Origin of the sequence: Ilyobacter polytropus DSM 2926 (genome assembly GCF_000165505.1) — a bacterium.
Taxonomy (GTDB): domain Bacteria; phylum Fusobacteriota; class Fusobacteriia; order Fusobacteriales; family Fusobacteriaceae; genus Ilyobacter; species Ilyobacter polytropus.
Genome location: NC_014632.1, coordinates 421,432 through 437,705, shown reverse-complemented (window position 1 = coordinate 437,705; position 16,274 = coordinate 421,432). Strand labels below are relative to the sequence as shown.

Sequence of the window (16,274 nt, the reverse complement as noted above, 5' to 3'; positions counted from 1 at the left end):
ATTATCCCCTATTTATTTCTTCAAAATATTTTTCTATCACTATCTTTTCATCAAATTCTCTTTCTACTTTTATCCTTCCATTCTTACCCAAAACATCTCTATTTTCTTCGCTTAGTTTAAGAAAGTATTCTATTTTTCTAACTAAACTCTCTACACTTTTAGGTTTACATAGAAACCCATTATGACCATCCTCTACTATATCCCTGCATCCTACATTATCAGTTGTTATAATAGGTTTCTCCATTGCAGCTGCCTCTATAAGAGTTTTCGGGACTCCCTCTCTATATTTAGATGGAAGGACTACACAGTCTGCTTCCTTTATCTGCTCCCTCACATCGTCAGAAAGGCCCAGATAGCTAACTATCCCTTCTTCAACCCATTTATCCATCTGTTCCTTACTTATTGCCGTGGGATTGTCGAAATTAAGGTGCCCCAAAAGCTGAAACTCAAGATTATTGTATTTCTTATTCAAAACCCTTGCCGTCTCTACATATTCCCCTATACCTTTGTCCCAAAGCATTCTTGCAATCAAAATAAACTTGATTTTATCACTAGGTTTTTTTTCCATAGGCTTAAATTTTTCTGTGTTTACTCCTGATCCAGGTAGCCTTCCACAAAAATCTTCTGTCACAAGTTTATTATCTAAGAATAACTTCATATCGTCATCATTCTGGAAAAAAACCTTTTTAGAATTCCTGAATGCAATTCTGTATAGTATCTTTACCAATTTTGTCGTCAGGTTATTGTTTATAAAAATATTCCCCAGACCACTGACGTTATTTATCACGTCTATTTTAAGTATTGACGCAGCCATGCTGGCATATATATTCGGCTTTATTGTGCTGTTAAATATCATATCCGGTTTTAATTTTTTTAACATCTTATAATAATTTATGAGAAGTCCCAAATCCTTTAATGGATTTTTTGTTTTGCCATCTGTATCAATATGATAAAACTCACAACCCATCTCAACAAGATTTTTGCTGTATTTGTCCTCTGGAGCTAGTATCTGGACAGTATAACCATCCTTTATCAATCTCTCTAGAATTCCATGTCGAAAATTATAAAGATACCATGATGTATTCGCAACAAACATTAATTTTTTCAATTATATTCTCTCCCAACTTTAATCATAACTTACCTATCTTCCTCTCCCAAACACAACTGTTTTAATGGTCTTAAAAAATATCAGTAGATCGGTTATAAAACTCTGATGCTTTATATAGTAGAGATCATACTCAAACTTTCTCTTTGCATCCTCTATACCTGCTCCATATGGGTACATTACCTGTGCCCATCCTGTGAGTCCCGGCTGCACAGAGTGCCTTACATTATAATAAGGTATTTTCTCCATGTAAGCATAGCAAAGTTCATCCCATTCTGCCCTTGGACCTACGAAGCTCATATCTCCTCTTATCACATTCCACAGTTGAGGAAGTTCGTCTATTCTCATTTTTCTCATAAACTTCCCGTACTTAGTGATCCTATCATCATTTTCCCCTGCATACTTAGAATGTTCATTTGGGTCATGCAGTTTCATCGATCTGAATTTAAGCATTTCAAAAGGTTCATTTCCCAAGCCTATCCTCTTTTGTTTAAAAAATATTGGACCTGGGCTTTCATATTTTATAATCAAGGCTGACATAACCATTATTGGAAAAGCAGGTATAAAGATTATAATGGTAAATATAATATCAAAAAGTCTCTTCACTCTCTTCTGAATATTATTATGAAATATATGGAATCCGTAGTCATATAAAAGCCAATTATCATCCACATGTTCTATCTCTATTTTCCCTTTTACCTCTTGGTTAAAGGTTAGGTGGTCGACTACCTTTACTCCGTTTAATTTGATTTTTAATAATTGTTTTGAAATTTCTTTATCATGCCTGGTATCAGCAACTATTATTTTATTTATTTTTTCTTCTTTTACAATTTTATTTAGATTTTTTATATCCCAGTAGGTTGTGCCTTCACCTGTTTCAGTACCGACATTAAAACTACCCATATATTTATACTTATCACTTATCCTTAGATATTCGATAATACTTCCTGTCTTGTCTCTGTTACCGATTATTGCCACTCGGATTTTTTTTGTGAAAACGAGAAGCAGAATATATCTGATAATATGGTGAATAAAATAAAAACTTACAAAAAACTTTATATAACCAAGATTCTTTGTAAAAATATAAGATATAATAATTCCAAGAATATTTATCAATCCAGAAGTGATTAAACTGCTAACTCTATATTTCTGGACATCAAAATTAAATAGATCAAACAGATAGTAAAAAATAGAGATCAACAAAAACCCTCCATAAAATACAATATTACGCTTAAGACCGTAATGATCAAATAAAATCAAGCTTATCAGAAACAAAATTGATATATAGACTGATCTCATCCCTGCATTTTTCAAATGTCTCATTATTTTTCCCACCTTACATTTTTTATTCAGTATCTTTTTAAGTTGCCTACAGAATATATTCCTTATAGTACCACTGTTCAGCCATATTGTACAAGAATTTTTACTCATTATTAACAAACTTCTGTCTAAAATCTTCAAAAGTTTTTTTATTTTTATAACCCTTAATTTATAATTTCAAATAGTTATTCCCATCACTAAAAACAAGGCAAATTTTCACCTAAGTTTTCACAAAAATATGTCATTTTTGTGTCAGATCAAAGTTTTAAAATTAAAACATGTAGAATAATTCCATATTTAAAGTCCTGTTCCACATGCTGTAATGTTAAATATTTTTAAAAAAAGATCTTTTTTTGTCACGAATTACACCAATCTCACGAATATTAAAATCAAACCCACTCTCATCTCCACAAAACTCTATAAGCAAATTTTCTTTATCTTCTAAATTAGTGTTAATTCGTGTAATTCGTGACTAAATATCTTTGTCTTTGTCTCTCCCATAAAACTCACTTTTACCCCCAGTATAACTCTGTAAGCAAAATTTTTCATCTTCTAAATTCGTGTTAATTTGCGTAATTTGCGACTAAACCTCTTTATCTTTGTCTCTCCCATAAAACTCACTCTATCTCCACCAAATCATCACAATATTATTAAAAAAATTTAATCAAAATATTCTATTCTTTATCTTTCTCTGTGAAGCTCTCTCTTCTCCTCTCTGAAACTCTGTGACCAAAAAAGATTCTATTACTTATCTTTTAATTCGTGAAAATTTGTGTAATCTGCGACTAAACCATAGTTTCTTTATCTTTTATTCGTGCACATTCGTGACGAGATCTTTTTATCTTTATCTTTCTCCGTGAAACTCTCTCTTCTCCTCTGTGAAACTCTGTGACCAAAAAAGATTCTATTACTCATCTTTTAATTCGTGACAAAGTCTTTTATCTCTTATACCCTCAGAGCCTCCACAGTATCCATGTCAGCCGCTTTCTTGGCAGGCAATATCCCAAAGGCCACCCCAAGTAAACCCGACACAACAAGAGTCATAACAATATGTTTCCCCATGAATATCGGAGGCACCTCTATAAGCTTCCCGATGACTTTTGATCCATTTACCCCTGCTATTATCCCTATGATTCCCCCTGTTACTGATATACAGGCAGCCTCTATAAGGAAAGTGGTCATGATGAAGTTTTTCCCTGCCCCCATGGCACGGAGTATTCCTATATGTGGAGTCCTTTCCCTTACCATGGCCGCCATGAGGTTGCTTATTCCAAGTCCACCCATGATGAGAGCCACCAAGCCTATGGCAGCTAGGAATATATTCAGAGTATTTTTTATCTTCTCTACCTTCTTATACTTTCCTGAGTTTTCCATGATAATATAGTCTCCCCGTCCTCCGTGGACATTTTTTAGCCTGTCTATTATCAAGGGAGCCAGTTTTTCTCCGTCTTCTTCCTCATAAAAGGACACAACAACCTTAGAAAACCTATTTAAGCCTGTCATATTCGCTAAATTTGAGAGAGAGGTTATTCCAGTTTCCCTATCATTTACAGATTCCAGAGGATTTTTTTCTCTATAGACACCTTGGATAATATACTTTTCTTTTCTTTCACCCAATTCTATCTCTTTACCACTTGGGTCAGCATCACCATAGAGTTTCTTGGAAGTATTTTCCTCGAGGAGTATCTCTCTGTCTTTTAGATTGCTGGGATATCCCATAGCTAAAAGGGATTTTTGTGAGTAGCCTGTAAGGATAAGTTCACCTGTATCCCTTTTGGCATCTGGAAAAAAGGCATATTTCACAAAGGGAATATCTTCTAGTAAGTTTCCGTCTCTTACAGATAAGTTTTCTCCCCCTATCATTACCCTGTTTTCAGCCAGGCTGGAAAGATCGCTTTTTATAAGGTCCTTCCCACCCTCAGCCAGGGAAAATATAACTATTATAGAGCTTATCCCCATGAGCACCCCACAGAGGGAAAAAAGGCTCCGCTTTTTATTCTCCCATATCATCTTCCAAGCCATCCAGAAACTCATCTCTACCCCCAAACCTTTTTTAGCTCACAGAGCTACACAGAGTCTTAAACATAAGCTGCACAGAGAAAATCTTTTTATTGACATAATTTATAAATATCTTTTAGTATTTCTCTGCGTAACTCTCTCTTTTCCTCTGCGTAACTCTGTGGCAAAAATTATTCTATTTTCCCCTATTTTTTAACCTTGTTATTCCATCTTTCAATAGATCCACGTTGAAATTAATTAATAGCCCCAGCTCTTTATTTGACAATTTAAGATAGGTCAATAATTGTGCCTTATGCACACCTTTAATTTTTTCAACCGATTTTAACTCCAATATTATCTTATCCTCAATTATCAGGTCCAACTTATAAGCATTTTCAATTAACAGTCCTTTATAAATTAACGGCAATTCTTTTTGCTGTTCAACTTTTATACCTTTTTTTTCCAGTTCAAATTTCAGACATTCCTCATAGGTACTTTCAAGCATCCCGGGTCCTAAAGTTTTATGGACTTCTATTGCACAACCAATAATTTTTTGTGTCAGCTCATTTAATTCCATAAGTCCACCTCTTATATTATCTTTTCTCTGTGAACCTCTCTCTTTCCCTCTGTGGAACTCTGTGACCAAAAAAGTTTTTTAATCTTGTAAGACTTCTACCTTGTCACCGTCTTGGACCTGGTAGCTGTTTAAGACTATCTCTGTTCCTTCAGCAAGGTTTAGCACCTCATACTTAGATAAAGTTTTGGCTCCTATCTCTACAAGGGTCTTCTTTACCGTATCTCCCTCATAGACATAGACATAGTTTTTTCCGTTTTCTTCCATTACCGCTATAGAGTCCACTAATTTTACCTGGTCCTTACTGTTTCCTGCTATCTCCACAGTAGTTGCATATCCAGGTTTTAGACCTTGAGAATTTTCTAGAGATACTTCCACCTCTATAATCCTGTCCTCATAATTTCCTGTTTTTACAACCTTGGCAGTCTTAGATACACTTTCTACTTTCCCATCATAAGTTACATCTTCTGCAGACTCCCTCATAGTTATAGTTGCCTTTTGTCCTGGGATAACCCATTTAGCCTGATACACAGGTATCTCCATTTTTATCTTATTCTCACCCATCTTGGATATCTCCATAAGTCTGGATCCAGCCCTTACTGGTGTTCCCTGTTCTATGTATATGCCAGTTATTATCCCGTCTATAGGTGATTTCAATGGTTCCCCCACCTTGGCCAGTTTCTCTGCCAGGTCATCTCTTTTTAGGGCGAACTTCTTTAAGTTTCCTTTTATATTATTTTCCTGTAAATTTAACTCTCTTTTCAATCTATCATAACTTAAAACCATAAGTTCATATTTTTGTCTCGATAGATCTAGGCTGGTTTTCAGATCTTCTAGTTCCATCTCTTTTCTGTTGGCATCACTTAAGGCTTCATTTGCCTCTACTGAGGAGACTCCCTGCTGCTTCAGTAGGTCCATCTTTACATCAGCCTGCTGACGAAAAGTCTGTGCCTCAAAGGACACTACCTTTAGATTTCTGTTCATACCTTTTATCTCTTCTTCTAGGCTCTTTATTTCTAGCTGTTTATTATCAAGTTCTAGCTTAGTAGACCCTGAGTTTAGATCTTCTATCTGCATCTCCACACTTTTCATGTCAAGGTCTAGCATCTGCAGTTCTCTCTCTAGTTCTAATTTTGACCCTGCACTGAATTCTAGCAGCGAATCCCCTGCAGAGACCTCACTTCCCTCGTCTACTAGGATCTTGTCCACTACAGCAGAGGCCTCTATATATATAGGCATAGTCTCCTTTGGCTCTACTATCCCTTCAAATACAAGACTCTCTTCCATATCTCCCTTGACTATTTTTTCCAGCCTCACTTTTTTTTCATCAGACTTGCCATCTAGGGCAAATCCAGCTACCCCCAGGACCATCAAAAATACAGCCCCTCCTATTATCAACTTTTTCTTCATCTTTCACTCCCAATATTCCAGTATCTTCAAAAACTTCATATTCCCTAAAAAAACCTTAGCTCGCAGAGTTACACAGAGTCTTAAACATGAGCTGCACAGAGAAAATCTTTTTATTGACATAATTTATAAATATCTTTTAGTATTTCTCTGGGAAACTCTCTCTTTTCCTCTGTGACACTCTGTGGCCAGAATCTTTTGATTTCTTTTTTATATATTTTTTATTTGAGCAGGTTCTCGTACTCCCTCACTGCAAGGACTAGTTCTCTTTGGAGTGAATAATACTCCTCTTCTGCACTCTTTAGCCTGTTTACAGAGTCTAGATAATCTAGTGAACTAACCATTCCGTTTACATATCTGAGGTTGTCTATTCTCATGTTTTCCTTTTCTAGATCAAGCTTTGTCTTTTGTGAGTCCACCTCTGCATAAAGGGTCTTTATATCCCTGTATTTATTTCTTATATTTAGTTTTATCTCTTCCAAATTTCTGTCACGTAGAATCTCTGCCTGTTCTAACACAGTAGATTTCTGAAGCACATCATCTCCAGTTCTACCCCAGTTAAATATTTCCCAATCAGCTACCAAGGATACTTGATAGTCTGAATATTCATCATCATCTTTTTTCAATCTATACTCAGAATCAAGGTAGATTTTAGGTAAGTATTCTGATTTAGATATTTTCAAATCTGCTTTTGATCTGTCTACCAAAAGTTCCTCTTTTATAGCTGCGCTACCACTTTCAATTGCAATTTGACTATCTTTTTCTGGGTTATAAATATCAATATTTATATCATCATATAAATATTCATCTAATTCTATCTGACTTTCCACTGATTTCCCCAATAATAAGAGTAATTCTTCTTCGGCGGATCTCTGTTCCTCCGCTCTCCTCATTTTTATAACTTCATTGGATATGATGTTGGACTTTACTTTCAAAACTTCTGATTTAGGTACCAACATTCCGTTGTTAAATAATTTCTCTAGTCTCTCTCCCTGTTTATTTAGGTTATCAATAACCATCTGGGCTATTTCTTTTTGCTTCCTGAGGTTTAGGATCTGAAAATATTTTTTTATAGCCTCTTCTTCTATCTGATATTTCACAAGATTTAGCTGTTTTTTTGAAATTTCATGAGATATTTTTGCCTTATTATAGTAGGCTCTGAGCTCACCACCTGTATATATTGGTATCTCAACACCTATGCTTTGAGGACCTAACCCCTCTTCCATATGCCACTCGTTTTTTTCATCTTCAGAGTCTTCAACAAAATCTTTATCAATACTTAAGTTAACTTTTGGAAGCAAATCTTTTAAAAACTTCTTTTTTTCTAGGTCTGTGACCTTCGTTTCCAGATTTTGTATTCTCATTTCAGGGTTATTTTTATCTATCTCTTGTAGAACTGCATCCAAATCCATTCTATCTTCTGAAAAACTTACCAAAGAAACTGCTAAAAAAGCTGCTGTTAATATCTTGTTCCTTTTCATGTCCTCCCCCTTCTATCTGACAGTCTTCTAATATCCTCTTGGGATTTATCTCTGTCAGAAGCTTTGTCCGATTTTTTCCTGCTATTTTCTCCAGTTCATGTAGTCCTGTCGCTGCATTTTCATAATTTCTTTTTACACTGCCGTGAGAATCAGATGCCACTATGTGGATTACGTTTTTATCCAAAAGAGCTCTGGTTCTTTTTTTCAGTGAGTTAGAGAATGAGCTGAGATTAACCTGTAGAACAACTCCCAGCTTTTCTATTTTTTTCACATCATTTATTGTGAGAAAGAAGTATCTTTCAACATGGGCCAGCACAGGCTTGTATCCCAGCTGTATAATTTTTTCTATTGCCTTGATTAACGACTCAGAAGTCATCCCTACGGCGGCTTCCACTAGGAGATAGTTGCTGTTCCCCATTGGATTTACCTTTCCCTCTGCCACTGCCTTCAATCCTTCAGGATCCAGATAAAGTTCATTTCCAGTGTGTATCTTTATCAGAATCTTTTCTTTTTCCAGGGCTTTTGACAACTCATAAAATTTTTCTTGATAACCTATATTCTCATACTTTCCATTGGCATAATGAGAAGTACAGCATATTTCCTTATAGCCCAGTTTATAGGCTGATCTTGCCATCTCTATTGATTCTTCTAGATTATGTGATCCGTCATCTATTCCTGGAATTATATGGCAATGCAGGTCTATCATTACTTGTCTTCCTTTATATAATCCTGATAGTATCTATAGTTATTGTTGTAATATCCGTGACTTTTATACCCATATCCGTAACCACTGTTATCTATCTTGTTTACTACCATTCCGTAGATATTGGCTCCGGCACTAGAGAGTATCTCCTTTGCATATAAAAGTTCTTTCTTTGAGACCATATCATATCCATTTACAAATATTACTCCGTCTGATATTTTTGACAATATAGCCGCATCTGTGGCAACCATAAGAGGTGCTGTATCTATCACTACAAGATCATATTTTTCCTGAACTTCTTCTACTAAACTCTCCATTTTTTTACTCTGAAGCAACTCTGTAACATTCTGCTCCATAGGCTTAGTAGGAAGCAGGTCTAGATTCTTCTCTACCTCTTTTACAATTAGTTCTTCCACATTTCTTTCACCCATTAAAACTTCAGATAATCCATGTCTCCCTTCTACTCCAAAAGTAGAATGGGCCCTAGGTCTTCTTAGGTCACAGTCTAGCAATAATACCTTTTTCCCAACCATAGCCTCACTCATGGCATAGTTTGCTGCGATAAAACTCTTTCCCTCTTTTGGGATTGCACTTGTTACCACTACGGTTTTTTTCTCTTTTTCATCTATAAAGTGAATATTTGTCCTCAGTACCCTCAGAGATTCTGCTACTGGACTTTGACCATCTAATTTAAAATACAGTTTTCTTTCTGTCATTATCTTTTCACCTCTGCTTCTATTTTTTCAAAGTCAGGGACATTGGCTATAATTTTGCATCCCATTATATTTTGAAGGTCCTCTGGTTTTCTTATATTGCTGTGTAAAAACTCCACTAAAAAGGCTCCAAATACTCCTAGCATAATCCCCAAAACTCCAGATATGGCTACTATCAGTACTCTTTTTCTAGATTCTGGTTTTGTTGGTATTTCCGCCTTTTCCACTATTTTCAAGTTTTCAAAATTCATAAGATCTCTTATTTTAAGCATAAACTCTTTTGATACTTCATTTACCATAAGAGTAGCCTTACGGGCATTTATATCTGTATAGCTGATCTTTATAAATTCTGTCTCATCTACAGGAGTCACTTTTACAAGTTTTGCTATCTCCTCAGGCTCTGCTTCTAGTCCTAGTCTTTTTATTACATTTTTCATGATACTCTTACTTCTGGCAACTTCTGTATATGAAGATACAAGCTTTTGATTTTTTGATATTTCAGAACTATCCAGCTTTTCCACAGAGTATATCTGACCGCTAGATACCATGAGAGTAGTCTCGGCTTTGTACATAGCCGGTTTTAATACAGCATATGTCAGACCTATTATTATTACTGGTACAGCGATTGCAATTATCATTTTCCATCTTCTGATAAGAATAAAAAGCAGATCCATTAACTCTATTTCATCGTCTTCTTCCATCCAGTGTGTATTTATATCTTCCTCATAACGTGATTTTTTAAACATTTTTTCCTCCAGCTTATGTTATTTTATTATTCTTTAGATATTGTTTTTTCCAAAAATATAACTATTTTCCCTATTTCTGTCACTTTTATATGTAACACAGTTCCCGATTAGTATATCAAAAATACTATTCTAGCACAATATTTTATCACTTTATTAAAAAAAAATTATCTAATTTTTAATAGTGTATAGTTTTTTTAAAAAATCTATCCAAGTTGCACAAGAAAGCCTCTGTGACACTCTGTGGCCAGAATCTTTTGATTTCTTTTTTTATATATTTTTTGCTCACAGAGTTACACAGAGTCTTAAACATGAGCTGCACAGAGAAAATCTTTTTATTGACATAATTTATAAATGTCTTTTAGTATTTCTCCGTGAAACTCTCTCTTATCCTCCGTGCCCTCTGTGGCCAGAATCTTTTGATTTCTTTTTTTATATATTTTTTGCTCACAGAGTTACACAGAGTCTTAAACATGAGCTGCACAGAGATAATCTTTTTATTGACATAATTTATAAATGTCTTTTAGTATTTCTCCGTGAAACTCTCTCTTACCCTCCGTGCCCTCTGTGGCCAGAATCTTTTGATTTCTTTTTTTATATATTTTTTGCCCACAGAGTTACACAGAGTCTTAAACATGAGCTGCACAGAGAAAATCTTTTTATTGACATAATTTATAAATGTCTTTTAGTATTTCTCCGTGAAACTCTCTCTATTCTCCGTGCCCTCTGTGGCCAGAATCTTTTGATTTCTTTTTTTATATATTTTTTGCTCACAGAGTTACACAGAGTCTTAAACATGAGCTGCACAGAGAAAATCTTTTTATTGACATAATTTATAAATGTCTTTTAGTATTTCTCCGTGAAACTCTCTCTATCCTCTGTGCCCTCTGTGGCCAAAAAAGGTTTTATCCCTATTCGTGTTGATATTTCTTCTCTTTTATTAGTGACCATTCGTGATAAAATCCTTTGATTCTATATTTTTCCTCTCTGTGAAACTCTCTCCTATCCTCCGTGCCCTCTGTGGCCAAAAAAAGGTTCTACTATTTATCTTTAAATTTGTGTAATTTGTGACGAAATATTTTCAATCTTTTAATTTTCATAAAGGATATTCCAAAAAAAATTGTATATTTTCAAAAGTTATCATTAAGCTATACAATTGTTCACAACCATCTCACAAAAAATACAAAAAAATCGCAAAAAAATTATTTTTTCTTGCATTGAAAACTCAATATGTGTACTATAACTTAATTATAATTAACACTTTAAGGAGGATACTTATGAAGTTACTAAGAAACACTTTAGTCTCTACACTTATAATAAGTTCTGTGGCCATGGCCCAGGGAGATAATTTCTCTCGGTCTAGCGCTGCATTGGCAGAGCTAAAATCAAAGGCAGAGATGACAGAAACAAAATCTGAATCTGACAAACTTTTTTATCTGGTAGACGATTTTAGTCAGTTGAAAACTGTTCCTGGATTCACATTCGGTGCTCCATCTGGTTTAGTTCCAGGATGGGGAGTGGGATTTGCAGCATTATCTGGTGTTCACAAAGACAGTGACACAGACGGAGCTACAGCATTTGGTTTTGGTTTCGGAGATCCCTTCGAATCACTAGGTGGAGCGGCTTCCCTTTCCATAGGAAGTATCGATCCTTCTGACGGAGGTGCTTTCAACAGAGGTTCACTTAATCTAAGTGTGGGTCATACTTTCCCAGAATATGGAGTGGGAGTTGCCGTAGGAATGTCAAACTTTGATATCTGGCACGATTCTAGTGAAGATGAACTAGATGAAAGTTTTTATGCTGCTGCTACAAAATTGTTTCCAAATAACACAGCCCCTATGATATTAACGGCAGGTTTCGGTAATGAAAGTTTCGTAGATATAAATACCGATGATGACAGAGACAGCAAAATAGACCCATTTATCTCTGGTGCAGTATACCTTCACCCTCAGATGAGTCTCATCCTAGACTACACCACAGGTATCACCACCTTTGGTACGAGTCTTGTGCCTTTTCCTGACTATCCTGTGACTTTAGGCTTGGCCCTTACAGATCTTTTCAAGGAAGCTGACGAAGATGCCATAGGTTTTATCGGGTCTTTAGCAGTTGGATTCACATTCTAGATTTTTATAAGGAGGTTTTTTATGCAATTTATAAATAAGAAAAAAATATTTTTAATAATATCTGGAATTTTTCTAATGCTTAGCACTGTAGCTATTGCTGCTGATAATGATTCTAGTGGAGATTCTAGTTCTGGCGGTAATTCTGAAGTTAGTTCTCCATCTACTTCTACCGGAGGAACTTCTACTGGTAGTGGTGGGGGACTAGGAGCATCTTTTTCATCTGCCTTTGGTATGAGTTCTGACTCTTCAACATCTACTGGTTCCGGAAACCAGTCTTCATCTGGTAATTCAAGTGCCGGTGCATTGGCAGCTGGAACGTCCATTGCGACTTCTACTGCTTCCAATCAGGTGACAGGTCCTTTTACTCCATATAGCTACCAAAACTAAATCTATCAAAAATAAAAGAGAGAAATTTTGGATTATCCAAAGTTTCTCTCTTTTTTAATTTATCTATTCGTGTAATTGGTGACTAAAAAGACTTTAAATATTTCACCTAAACTATCTTATTTTCAGAGGTATTATATCATGTTTTTCAAATCTATACTTACCGTTGTTTTTAATTAAATTTGTATAATAATGGCCCGGAGATTTGGAAAACCTCAACTTTAAGTATTCAGAAAAAGGTACACCAAAATATTTATAAATACCGCCTTTATTGAGCTCTACAACAAGGAGTTTTTCTGAAAAAATATATTCTATAGAATAAATCAATCTGGATTTAAAGTTTTTGGTTTTCATTGTACTCTCCTCTTCACAAAACATAATAAGCATATGCACATTACTTGTGAGAAGTATATATGCTTGTTCTACATATGTCAAATTAATTCTTTTTAATCAATTAATCCAAGTAGTTTCATTTATTTGAAATTAAATTATAGAGTTTCTACAAAAGCTTCTGTTACTTTCTTTGCTTGCCCAAAGTACCCCAAGGGCATTTCCTCCCTTTGGTCAGGGCAAAAGTAACCAAAGAAAAGGCACCCCTAAAAAATAGATCCTATCCCCATTCGTGTTAATTTTTTTATCTTTTATTAGTGCCCATTCCGTGACAAAAGCTTTTAATCTTTCTCTGTGTAACTCTTTTTTTTACCTCCGTGCACTCTGTGGACAAAAAAGGTTCTTTCATTTATCTTTGAATTTGCGTCAATTCGTGTAATTCGTGACAAAAAATCTTTTGACTTTATATTTCTCAACTCCGTGAAACTCTCTCTACCCTCCGTGCACTCTGTGGACAAAAGGTTTTATCCCCATTCATGTTAATTTTTTTATCTTTTATTAGTGCCCATTCCGTGACAAAAGCTTTTAATCTTTCTCTGTGTAACTCTCTTTTTTACCTCCGTGCACTCTGTGGACAAAAGGTTTTATCCCCATTAGTGTTAATTTTTCTATCTTTTATTAGTGCCCATTCGTGACGAAATCTTTTAATCTTTCTCTGTGTAACTCTTTTTTTTACCTCCGTGCCCTCTGTGGCCAAAAAAGGTTTTATCCTTATTCGTGTTAATTTTTTTATCTTTTATCTGTGTCCATTCGTGACAAAAATTCTTTTGACTCTAATCTTCTCATACTCTCAGTAACTCAAATTAAAAAAAGGTACAAATTCATAATAGAATCTGTACCTAAATAAAATCAGTTTATTTTTATAAGAATCACTTTTACTTTGTCAATTTGTTTTTAAAAACCTCAGGAAGTGGTAAATCTACTTTTATACCCAAAGACAATATCTCAGTATAATGAGAAAACAAACACATCTCCCCTCTGGTGTTTTCCCCGTATTTCGCATCTCCTACGATAGGATGTCCCAGGTTGGCCAGGTGCACCCTCAGTTGATGAGTCCTTCCTGTGCCAAGTGTCCCCTCTAATATGGTTCTGTTTTTTCCTCTTTGGACTACTTTAAAATAACTTATACTCTCTTTTGCACCTTTTTCATACTTTTCTAACTCTACCACATGGGTATCTGTCTTTTTAAGGTAGCTTTTTATCTGAAATTCTTCCCTGTCTACTCTTCCCTCTACCAGTATATAATATCTCTTGTTTATATTCCCATCTCTCATATCTTCAGATAGTTTTCTCGTCATAGGGAGATTTTTTGCACCTATTATGAGACCGGAAGTCGCCTTGTCTATTCTATTAATAAATGTAAAATCTTCTCTTTGATAGTAAGATTTTAGCATCTCTGAGAGACCATAGTCATGACCGCTTCCCTTGTGCATAACCATGTTTGGAGACTTATTAAACAAAAGAACATCCTCATCTTCATAGACTATACCTTTTTTTATATACTCTGTCTCTTTTGGGGAAAGATCTATGAATTTTTTTACAGCAGTCTCTCCCCCCATATAAAAGACCTTTACTATATCTCCATCCTGGAGTCTGTAATTCTGCTTTACTTTTTTCCCGTTGACCTTTATTCGGCCTTTTCTTATAAGTTTAAAGATCTCAGTTAGGTTTATCCCCTCGTACTTCTTCCTTATATATTTATCAAGTCTCGTGTCATGAAAGTTTTTATCTATCTTATGCTCCATTTTCTCTCCTTAATCTTTATATATCTTTACACTCTGCACAATACCTAACATCATAAATGTAAATAAAAAGGAACTTCCCCCGTAACTCATGAGCAGTAAAGGCAGCCCTGTGACAGGCATTACTCCCATTATCATACCGATATTTACAACTGCATGAAAAAATATTATCGAGGCAATTCCATAACACACGAGCTTTCCATAGGTGTCACTAGAAGTACTTCCAATTCTTGCTATCTGTATAATAAGAGCCAGATAAAGAGCTAAAAGCAGCAACCCTCCCATAAAACCTGTTTCTTCCAAGAAAACAGCCCCTATAAAATCTGTGTGAGATTCAGGTAAAAACCTCAGCTTACTCTGTGTCCCCTGAAAAAATCCCTTGCCCATCATTCCACCTGAACCCACTGCTATCATTGACTGGATTACATTCCATCCGCTTCCTAACATATCTGCCTCTGGATTCAAAAAAGTCAGGATTCTCTGCTTTTGATAATCTTTCAAAAGAAAGAAATATGATACAGGCACAAAGGCTGCCCCGGCACCGGCTATTATAAATATAGATTTCCAGTCGATTCCGTGGATAAATATAAGGATGCAGTATAAAAATATAAGCACCAGAGAAGTTCCAAGGTCAGGCTGCTTTGCTATCAAGAGAAATATAGGTACTATATGCAGTCCGCTCAAAACTATATGTTTCATGCCACGAAAATTATTCTTGTACTTGTTTGTCAGTAGCTCTGACAAAGTCAGCACTATAAAAAGCTTGGAAAATTCCGACGGCTGTAAATTTATAGGTCCTAGAGGTATCCATCTTTGGGCTCCTAGACGGGTCTCACCAAATATAAATACTGAGACCAGCAAAACTATATTAAAAAGATATATGACCTTGGAATACTTGGCATAATTTCTGTAATTGAAAAAAGAAAAAACAAGATAAACCCCAAGACCTATCCCTGTCCACACAAGTTCCCTATAAAAAAATCCATAGGTCTTTTGATATGTGGCACTAAATACAGAAAAAAGACTGACAGCAACTATCAGTATTGTATTGATAAAAAGAGATTTATTCATTTTTTTCATTCTTTTGAGTATAACTCTTATATCTCTGTTATTTTTCATGATTCCCTCTTTCTCTTTTCGCTACTTTTTCCCTGTGTGGCCGAATCCGCCGCCGCTTCTTTCTGTCTCTCCTAGACTGTCCACTTGGTTGAATTTCATCTGGTATACCTTTTGAAGAACAAGCTGCCCTATTCTCTCTCCAGGCTCTATCTTATACTCTTCGTTGCTCAGGTTTACAACTATTACCTTTATCTCCCCCCTATAGTCTGAATCTATAGTCCCAGGGGTATTCAAAAGGGTTATTCCGTGTTTTATGGCAAGTCCGCTCCTTGGCCTTACCTGTACCTCATAACCATAGGGTATCTCCATCTTTATCCCTGTAGGTATAAGGTCTCTTTCTAGGGGTTTTAGTGTCACAGGCTCATCCATATAAGCACAGACATCCATTCCAGATGCCCCCTCTGTCATATATTTAGGAAGGGTTACCCCGTTTTCTTTGAGAATTTTCACTTCTATCTTTTCCAAATTTTAT

The 16,274-nt window shown here is 35.4% G+C and carries 15 protein-coding genes; 2 read left to right on the top strand and 13 right to left on the bottom strand.

Features of this window, described 5'->3' with window-relative positions:
- Nucleotide 1: 1 nt before the first annotated feature.
- The 9 genes from ILYOP_RS02025 to ILYOP_RS01985 form a co-directional block, all read right to left on the bottom strand.
- Nucleotides 2–1,108, bottom strand: a complete 1,107-nt coding sequence (locus tag ILYOP_RS02025; RefSeq protein ID WP_013386844.1) for a glycosyltransferase family 4 protein — start codon at nt 1,106–1,108, stop codon at nt 2–4.
- 33 nt (nt 1,109–1,141) lie between these two features.
- The gene (locus ILYOP_RS02020) at nt 1,142–2,428 is read right to left on the bottom strand and encodes an exopolysaccharide biosynthesis polyprenyl glycosylphosphotransferase (RefSeq protein ID WP_013386843.1); all 1,287 of its coding nucleotides are present in this window, start codon (nt 2,426–2,428) and stop codon (nt 1,142–1,144) included.
- A 942-nt stretch (nt 2,429–3,370) separates the two neighbouring features.
- Nucleotides 3,371–4,459, bottom strand: a complete 1,089-nt coding sequence (locus ILYOP_RS02015) for an ABC transporter permease (RefSeq protein WP_013386842.1) — start codon at nt 4,457–4,459, stop codon at nt 3,371–3,373.
- Nucleotides 4,460–4,619: 160 nt separating this feature from the next.
- Nucleotides 4,620–5,000: a GxxExxY protein gene (locus tag ILYOP_RS02010; protein ID WP_013386841.1), complete on the bottom strand. Its 381-nt coding sequence runs from the start codon at nt 4,998–5,000 to the stop codon at nt 4,620–4,622.
- Nucleotides 5,001–5,078: 78 nt separating this feature from the next.
- Entirely contained in the window at nt 5,079–6,407 is a 1,329-nt protein-coding gene (locus ILYOP_RS02005; RefSeq protein WP_013386840.1) for an efflux RND transporter periplasmic adaptor subunit, read from the bottom strand.
- 218 nt (nt 6,408–6,625) lie between these two features.
- Nucleotides 6,626–7,885: a TolC family protein gene (locus ILYOP_RS02000; RefSeq protein ID WP_041920982.1), complete on the bottom strand. Its 1,260-nt coding sequence runs from the start codon at nt 7,883–7,885 to the stop codon at nt 6,626–6,628.
- On the bottom strand, nt 7,818–8,591 hold the full coding sequence (locus tag ILYOP_RS01995) for a tyrosine-protein phosphatase (RefSeq protein ID WP_013386838.1): 774 nt from the start codon (nt 8,589–8,591) through the stop codon (nt 7,818–7,820). Before ILYOP_RS01995 ends, ILYOP_RS02000 begins: the two co-directional genes overlap by 68 nt.
- A complete protein-coding gene (locus tag ILYOP_RS01990) occupies nt 8,591–9,304 on the bottom strand; it encodes a CpsD/CapB family tyrosine-protein kinase (protein ID WP_013386837.1) in 714 nt (237 codons plus the stop codon). Before ILYOP_RS01990 ends, ILYOP_RS01995 begins: the two co-directional genes overlap by 1 nt.
- Nucleotides 9,304–10,047 carry a YveK family protein gene (locus ILYOP_RS01985; RefSeq protein ID WP_013386836.1) on the bottom strand — a complete coding sequence of 248 codons (744 nt, stop codon included), beginning with the start codon at nt 10,045–10,047 and terminating at the stop codon, nt 9,304–9,306. Before ILYOP_RS01985 ends, ILYOP_RS01990 begins: the two co-directional genes overlap by 1 nt.
- Before the next feature lie 1,274 nt (nt 10,048–11,321).
- Here ILYOP_RS01985 and ILYOP_RS01975 point away from each other — a divergent pair.
- Together ILYOP_RS01975 and ILYOP_RS15620 are read left to right on the top strand one after the other, a co-directional pair.
- A complete protein-coding gene (locus tag ILYOP_RS01975; protein WP_013386834.1) occupies nt 11,322–12,167 on the top strand; it encodes a hypothetical protein in 846 nt (281 codons plus the stop codon).
- Nucleotides 12,168–12,188: 21 nt separating this feature from the next.
- Entirely contained in the window at nt 12,189–12,554 is a 366-nt protein-coding gene (locus tag ILYOP_RS15620; protein ID WP_013386833.1) for a hypothetical protein, read from the top strand.
- Nucleotides 12,555–12,665: 111 nt separating this feature from the next.
- Here ILYOP_RS15620 and ILYOP_RS01965 read toward each other — a convergent pair whose 3' ends face one another.
- The 4 genes from ILYOP_RS01965 to dut all read right to left on the bottom strand — a co-directional run bounded on the left by ILYOP_RS01965 (nt 12,666) and on the right by dut (nt 16,267).
- Nucleotides 12,666–12,905, bottom strand: coding sequence for a KTSC domain-containing protein (locus tag ILYOP_RS01965; RefSeq protein WP_013386832.1), 240 nt, complete (start codon nt 12,903–12,905; stop codon nt 12,666–12,668).
- A gap of 911 nt (nt 12,906–13,816) precedes the next feature.
- Nucleotides 13,817–14,686, bottom strand: coding sequence for an RluA family pseudouridine synthase (locus tag ILYOP_RS01960; RefSeq protein WP_013386831.1), 870 nt, complete (start codon nt 14,684–14,686; stop codon nt 13,817–13,819).
- A gap of 9 nt (nt 14,687–14,695) precedes the next feature.
- Nucleotides 14,696–15,802, bottom strand: coding sequence for a rod shape-determining protein RodA (gene rodA, locus ILYOP_RS01955; protein ID WP_013386830.1), 1,107 nt, complete (start codon nt 15,800–15,802; stop codon nt 14,696–14,698).
- A 21-nt stretch (nt 15,803–15,823) separates the two neighbouring features.
- The gene (dut, locus tag ILYOP_RS01950; RefSeq protein ID WP_013386829.1) at nt 15,824–16,267 is read right to left on the bottom strand and encodes a dUTP diphosphatase; all 444 of its coding nucleotides are present in this window, start codon (nt 16,265–16,267) and stop codon (nt 15,824–15,826) included.
- Nucleotides 16,268–16,274 lie beyond the last annotated feature (7 nt).

What these genes read in the sequence shown, in the direction of transcription:
- ILYOP_RS02020 (WP_013386843.1), bottom strand. Translation starts at nt 2,428, where the DNA reads ATGAGACATTTGAAAAATGCAGGGATGAGATCAGTCTATATATCAATT.
- ILYOP_RS02015 (WP_013386842.1), bottom strand. Translation starts at nt 4,459, where the DNA reads ATGAGTTTCTGGATGGCTTGGAAGATGATATGGGAGAATAAAAAGCGG.
- ILYOP_RS02010 (WP_013386841.1), bottom strand. Translation starts at nt 5,000, where the DNA reads ATGGAATTAAATGAGCTGACACAAAAAATTATTGGTTGTGCAATAGAA.
- ILYOP_RS02005 (WP_013386840.1), bottom strand. Translation starts at nt 6,407, where the DNA reads ATGAAGAAAAAGTTGATAATAGGAGGGGCTGTATTTTTGATGGTCCTG.
- ILYOP_RS02000 (WP_041920982.1), bottom strand. Translation starts at nt 7,885, where the DNA reads ATGAAAAGGAACAAGATATTAACAGCAGCTTTTTTAGCAGTTTCTTTG.
- ILYOP_RS01995 (WP_013386838.1), bottom strand. Translation starts at nt 8,591, where the DNA reads ATGATAGACCTGCATTGCCATATAATTCCAGGAATAGATGACGGATCA.
- ILYOP_RS01990 (WP_013386837.1), bottom strand. Translation starts at nt 9,304, where the DNA reads ATGACAGAAAGAAAACTGTATTTTAAATTAGATGGTCAAAGTCCAGTA.
- ILYOP_RS01985 (WP_013386836.1), bottom strand. Translation starts at nt 10,047, where the DNA reads ATGTTTAAAAAATCACGTTATGAGGAAGATATAAATACACACTGGATG.
- ILYOP_RS01975 (WP_013386834.1), top strand. Translation starts at nt 11,322, where the DNA reads ATGAAGTTACTAAGAAACACTTTAGTCTCTACACTTATAATAAGTTCT.
- ILYOP_RS15620 (WP_013386833.1), top strand. Translation starts at nt 12,189, where the DNA reads ATGCAATTTATAAATAAGAAAAAAATATTTTTAATAATATCTGGAATT.
- ILYOP_RS01965 (WP_013386832.1), bottom strand. Translation starts at nt 12,905, where the DNA reads ATGAAAACCAAAAACTTTAAATCCAGATTGATTTATTCTATAGAATAT.
- ILYOP_RS01960 (WP_013386831.1), bottom strand. Translation starts at nt 14,686, where the DNA reads ATGGAGCATAAGATAGATAAAAACTTTCATGACACGAGACTTGATAAA.
- rodA (WP_013386830.1), bottom strand. Translation starts at nt 15,802, where the DNA reads ATGAAAAATAACAGAGATATAAGAGTTATACTCAAAAGAATGAAAAAA.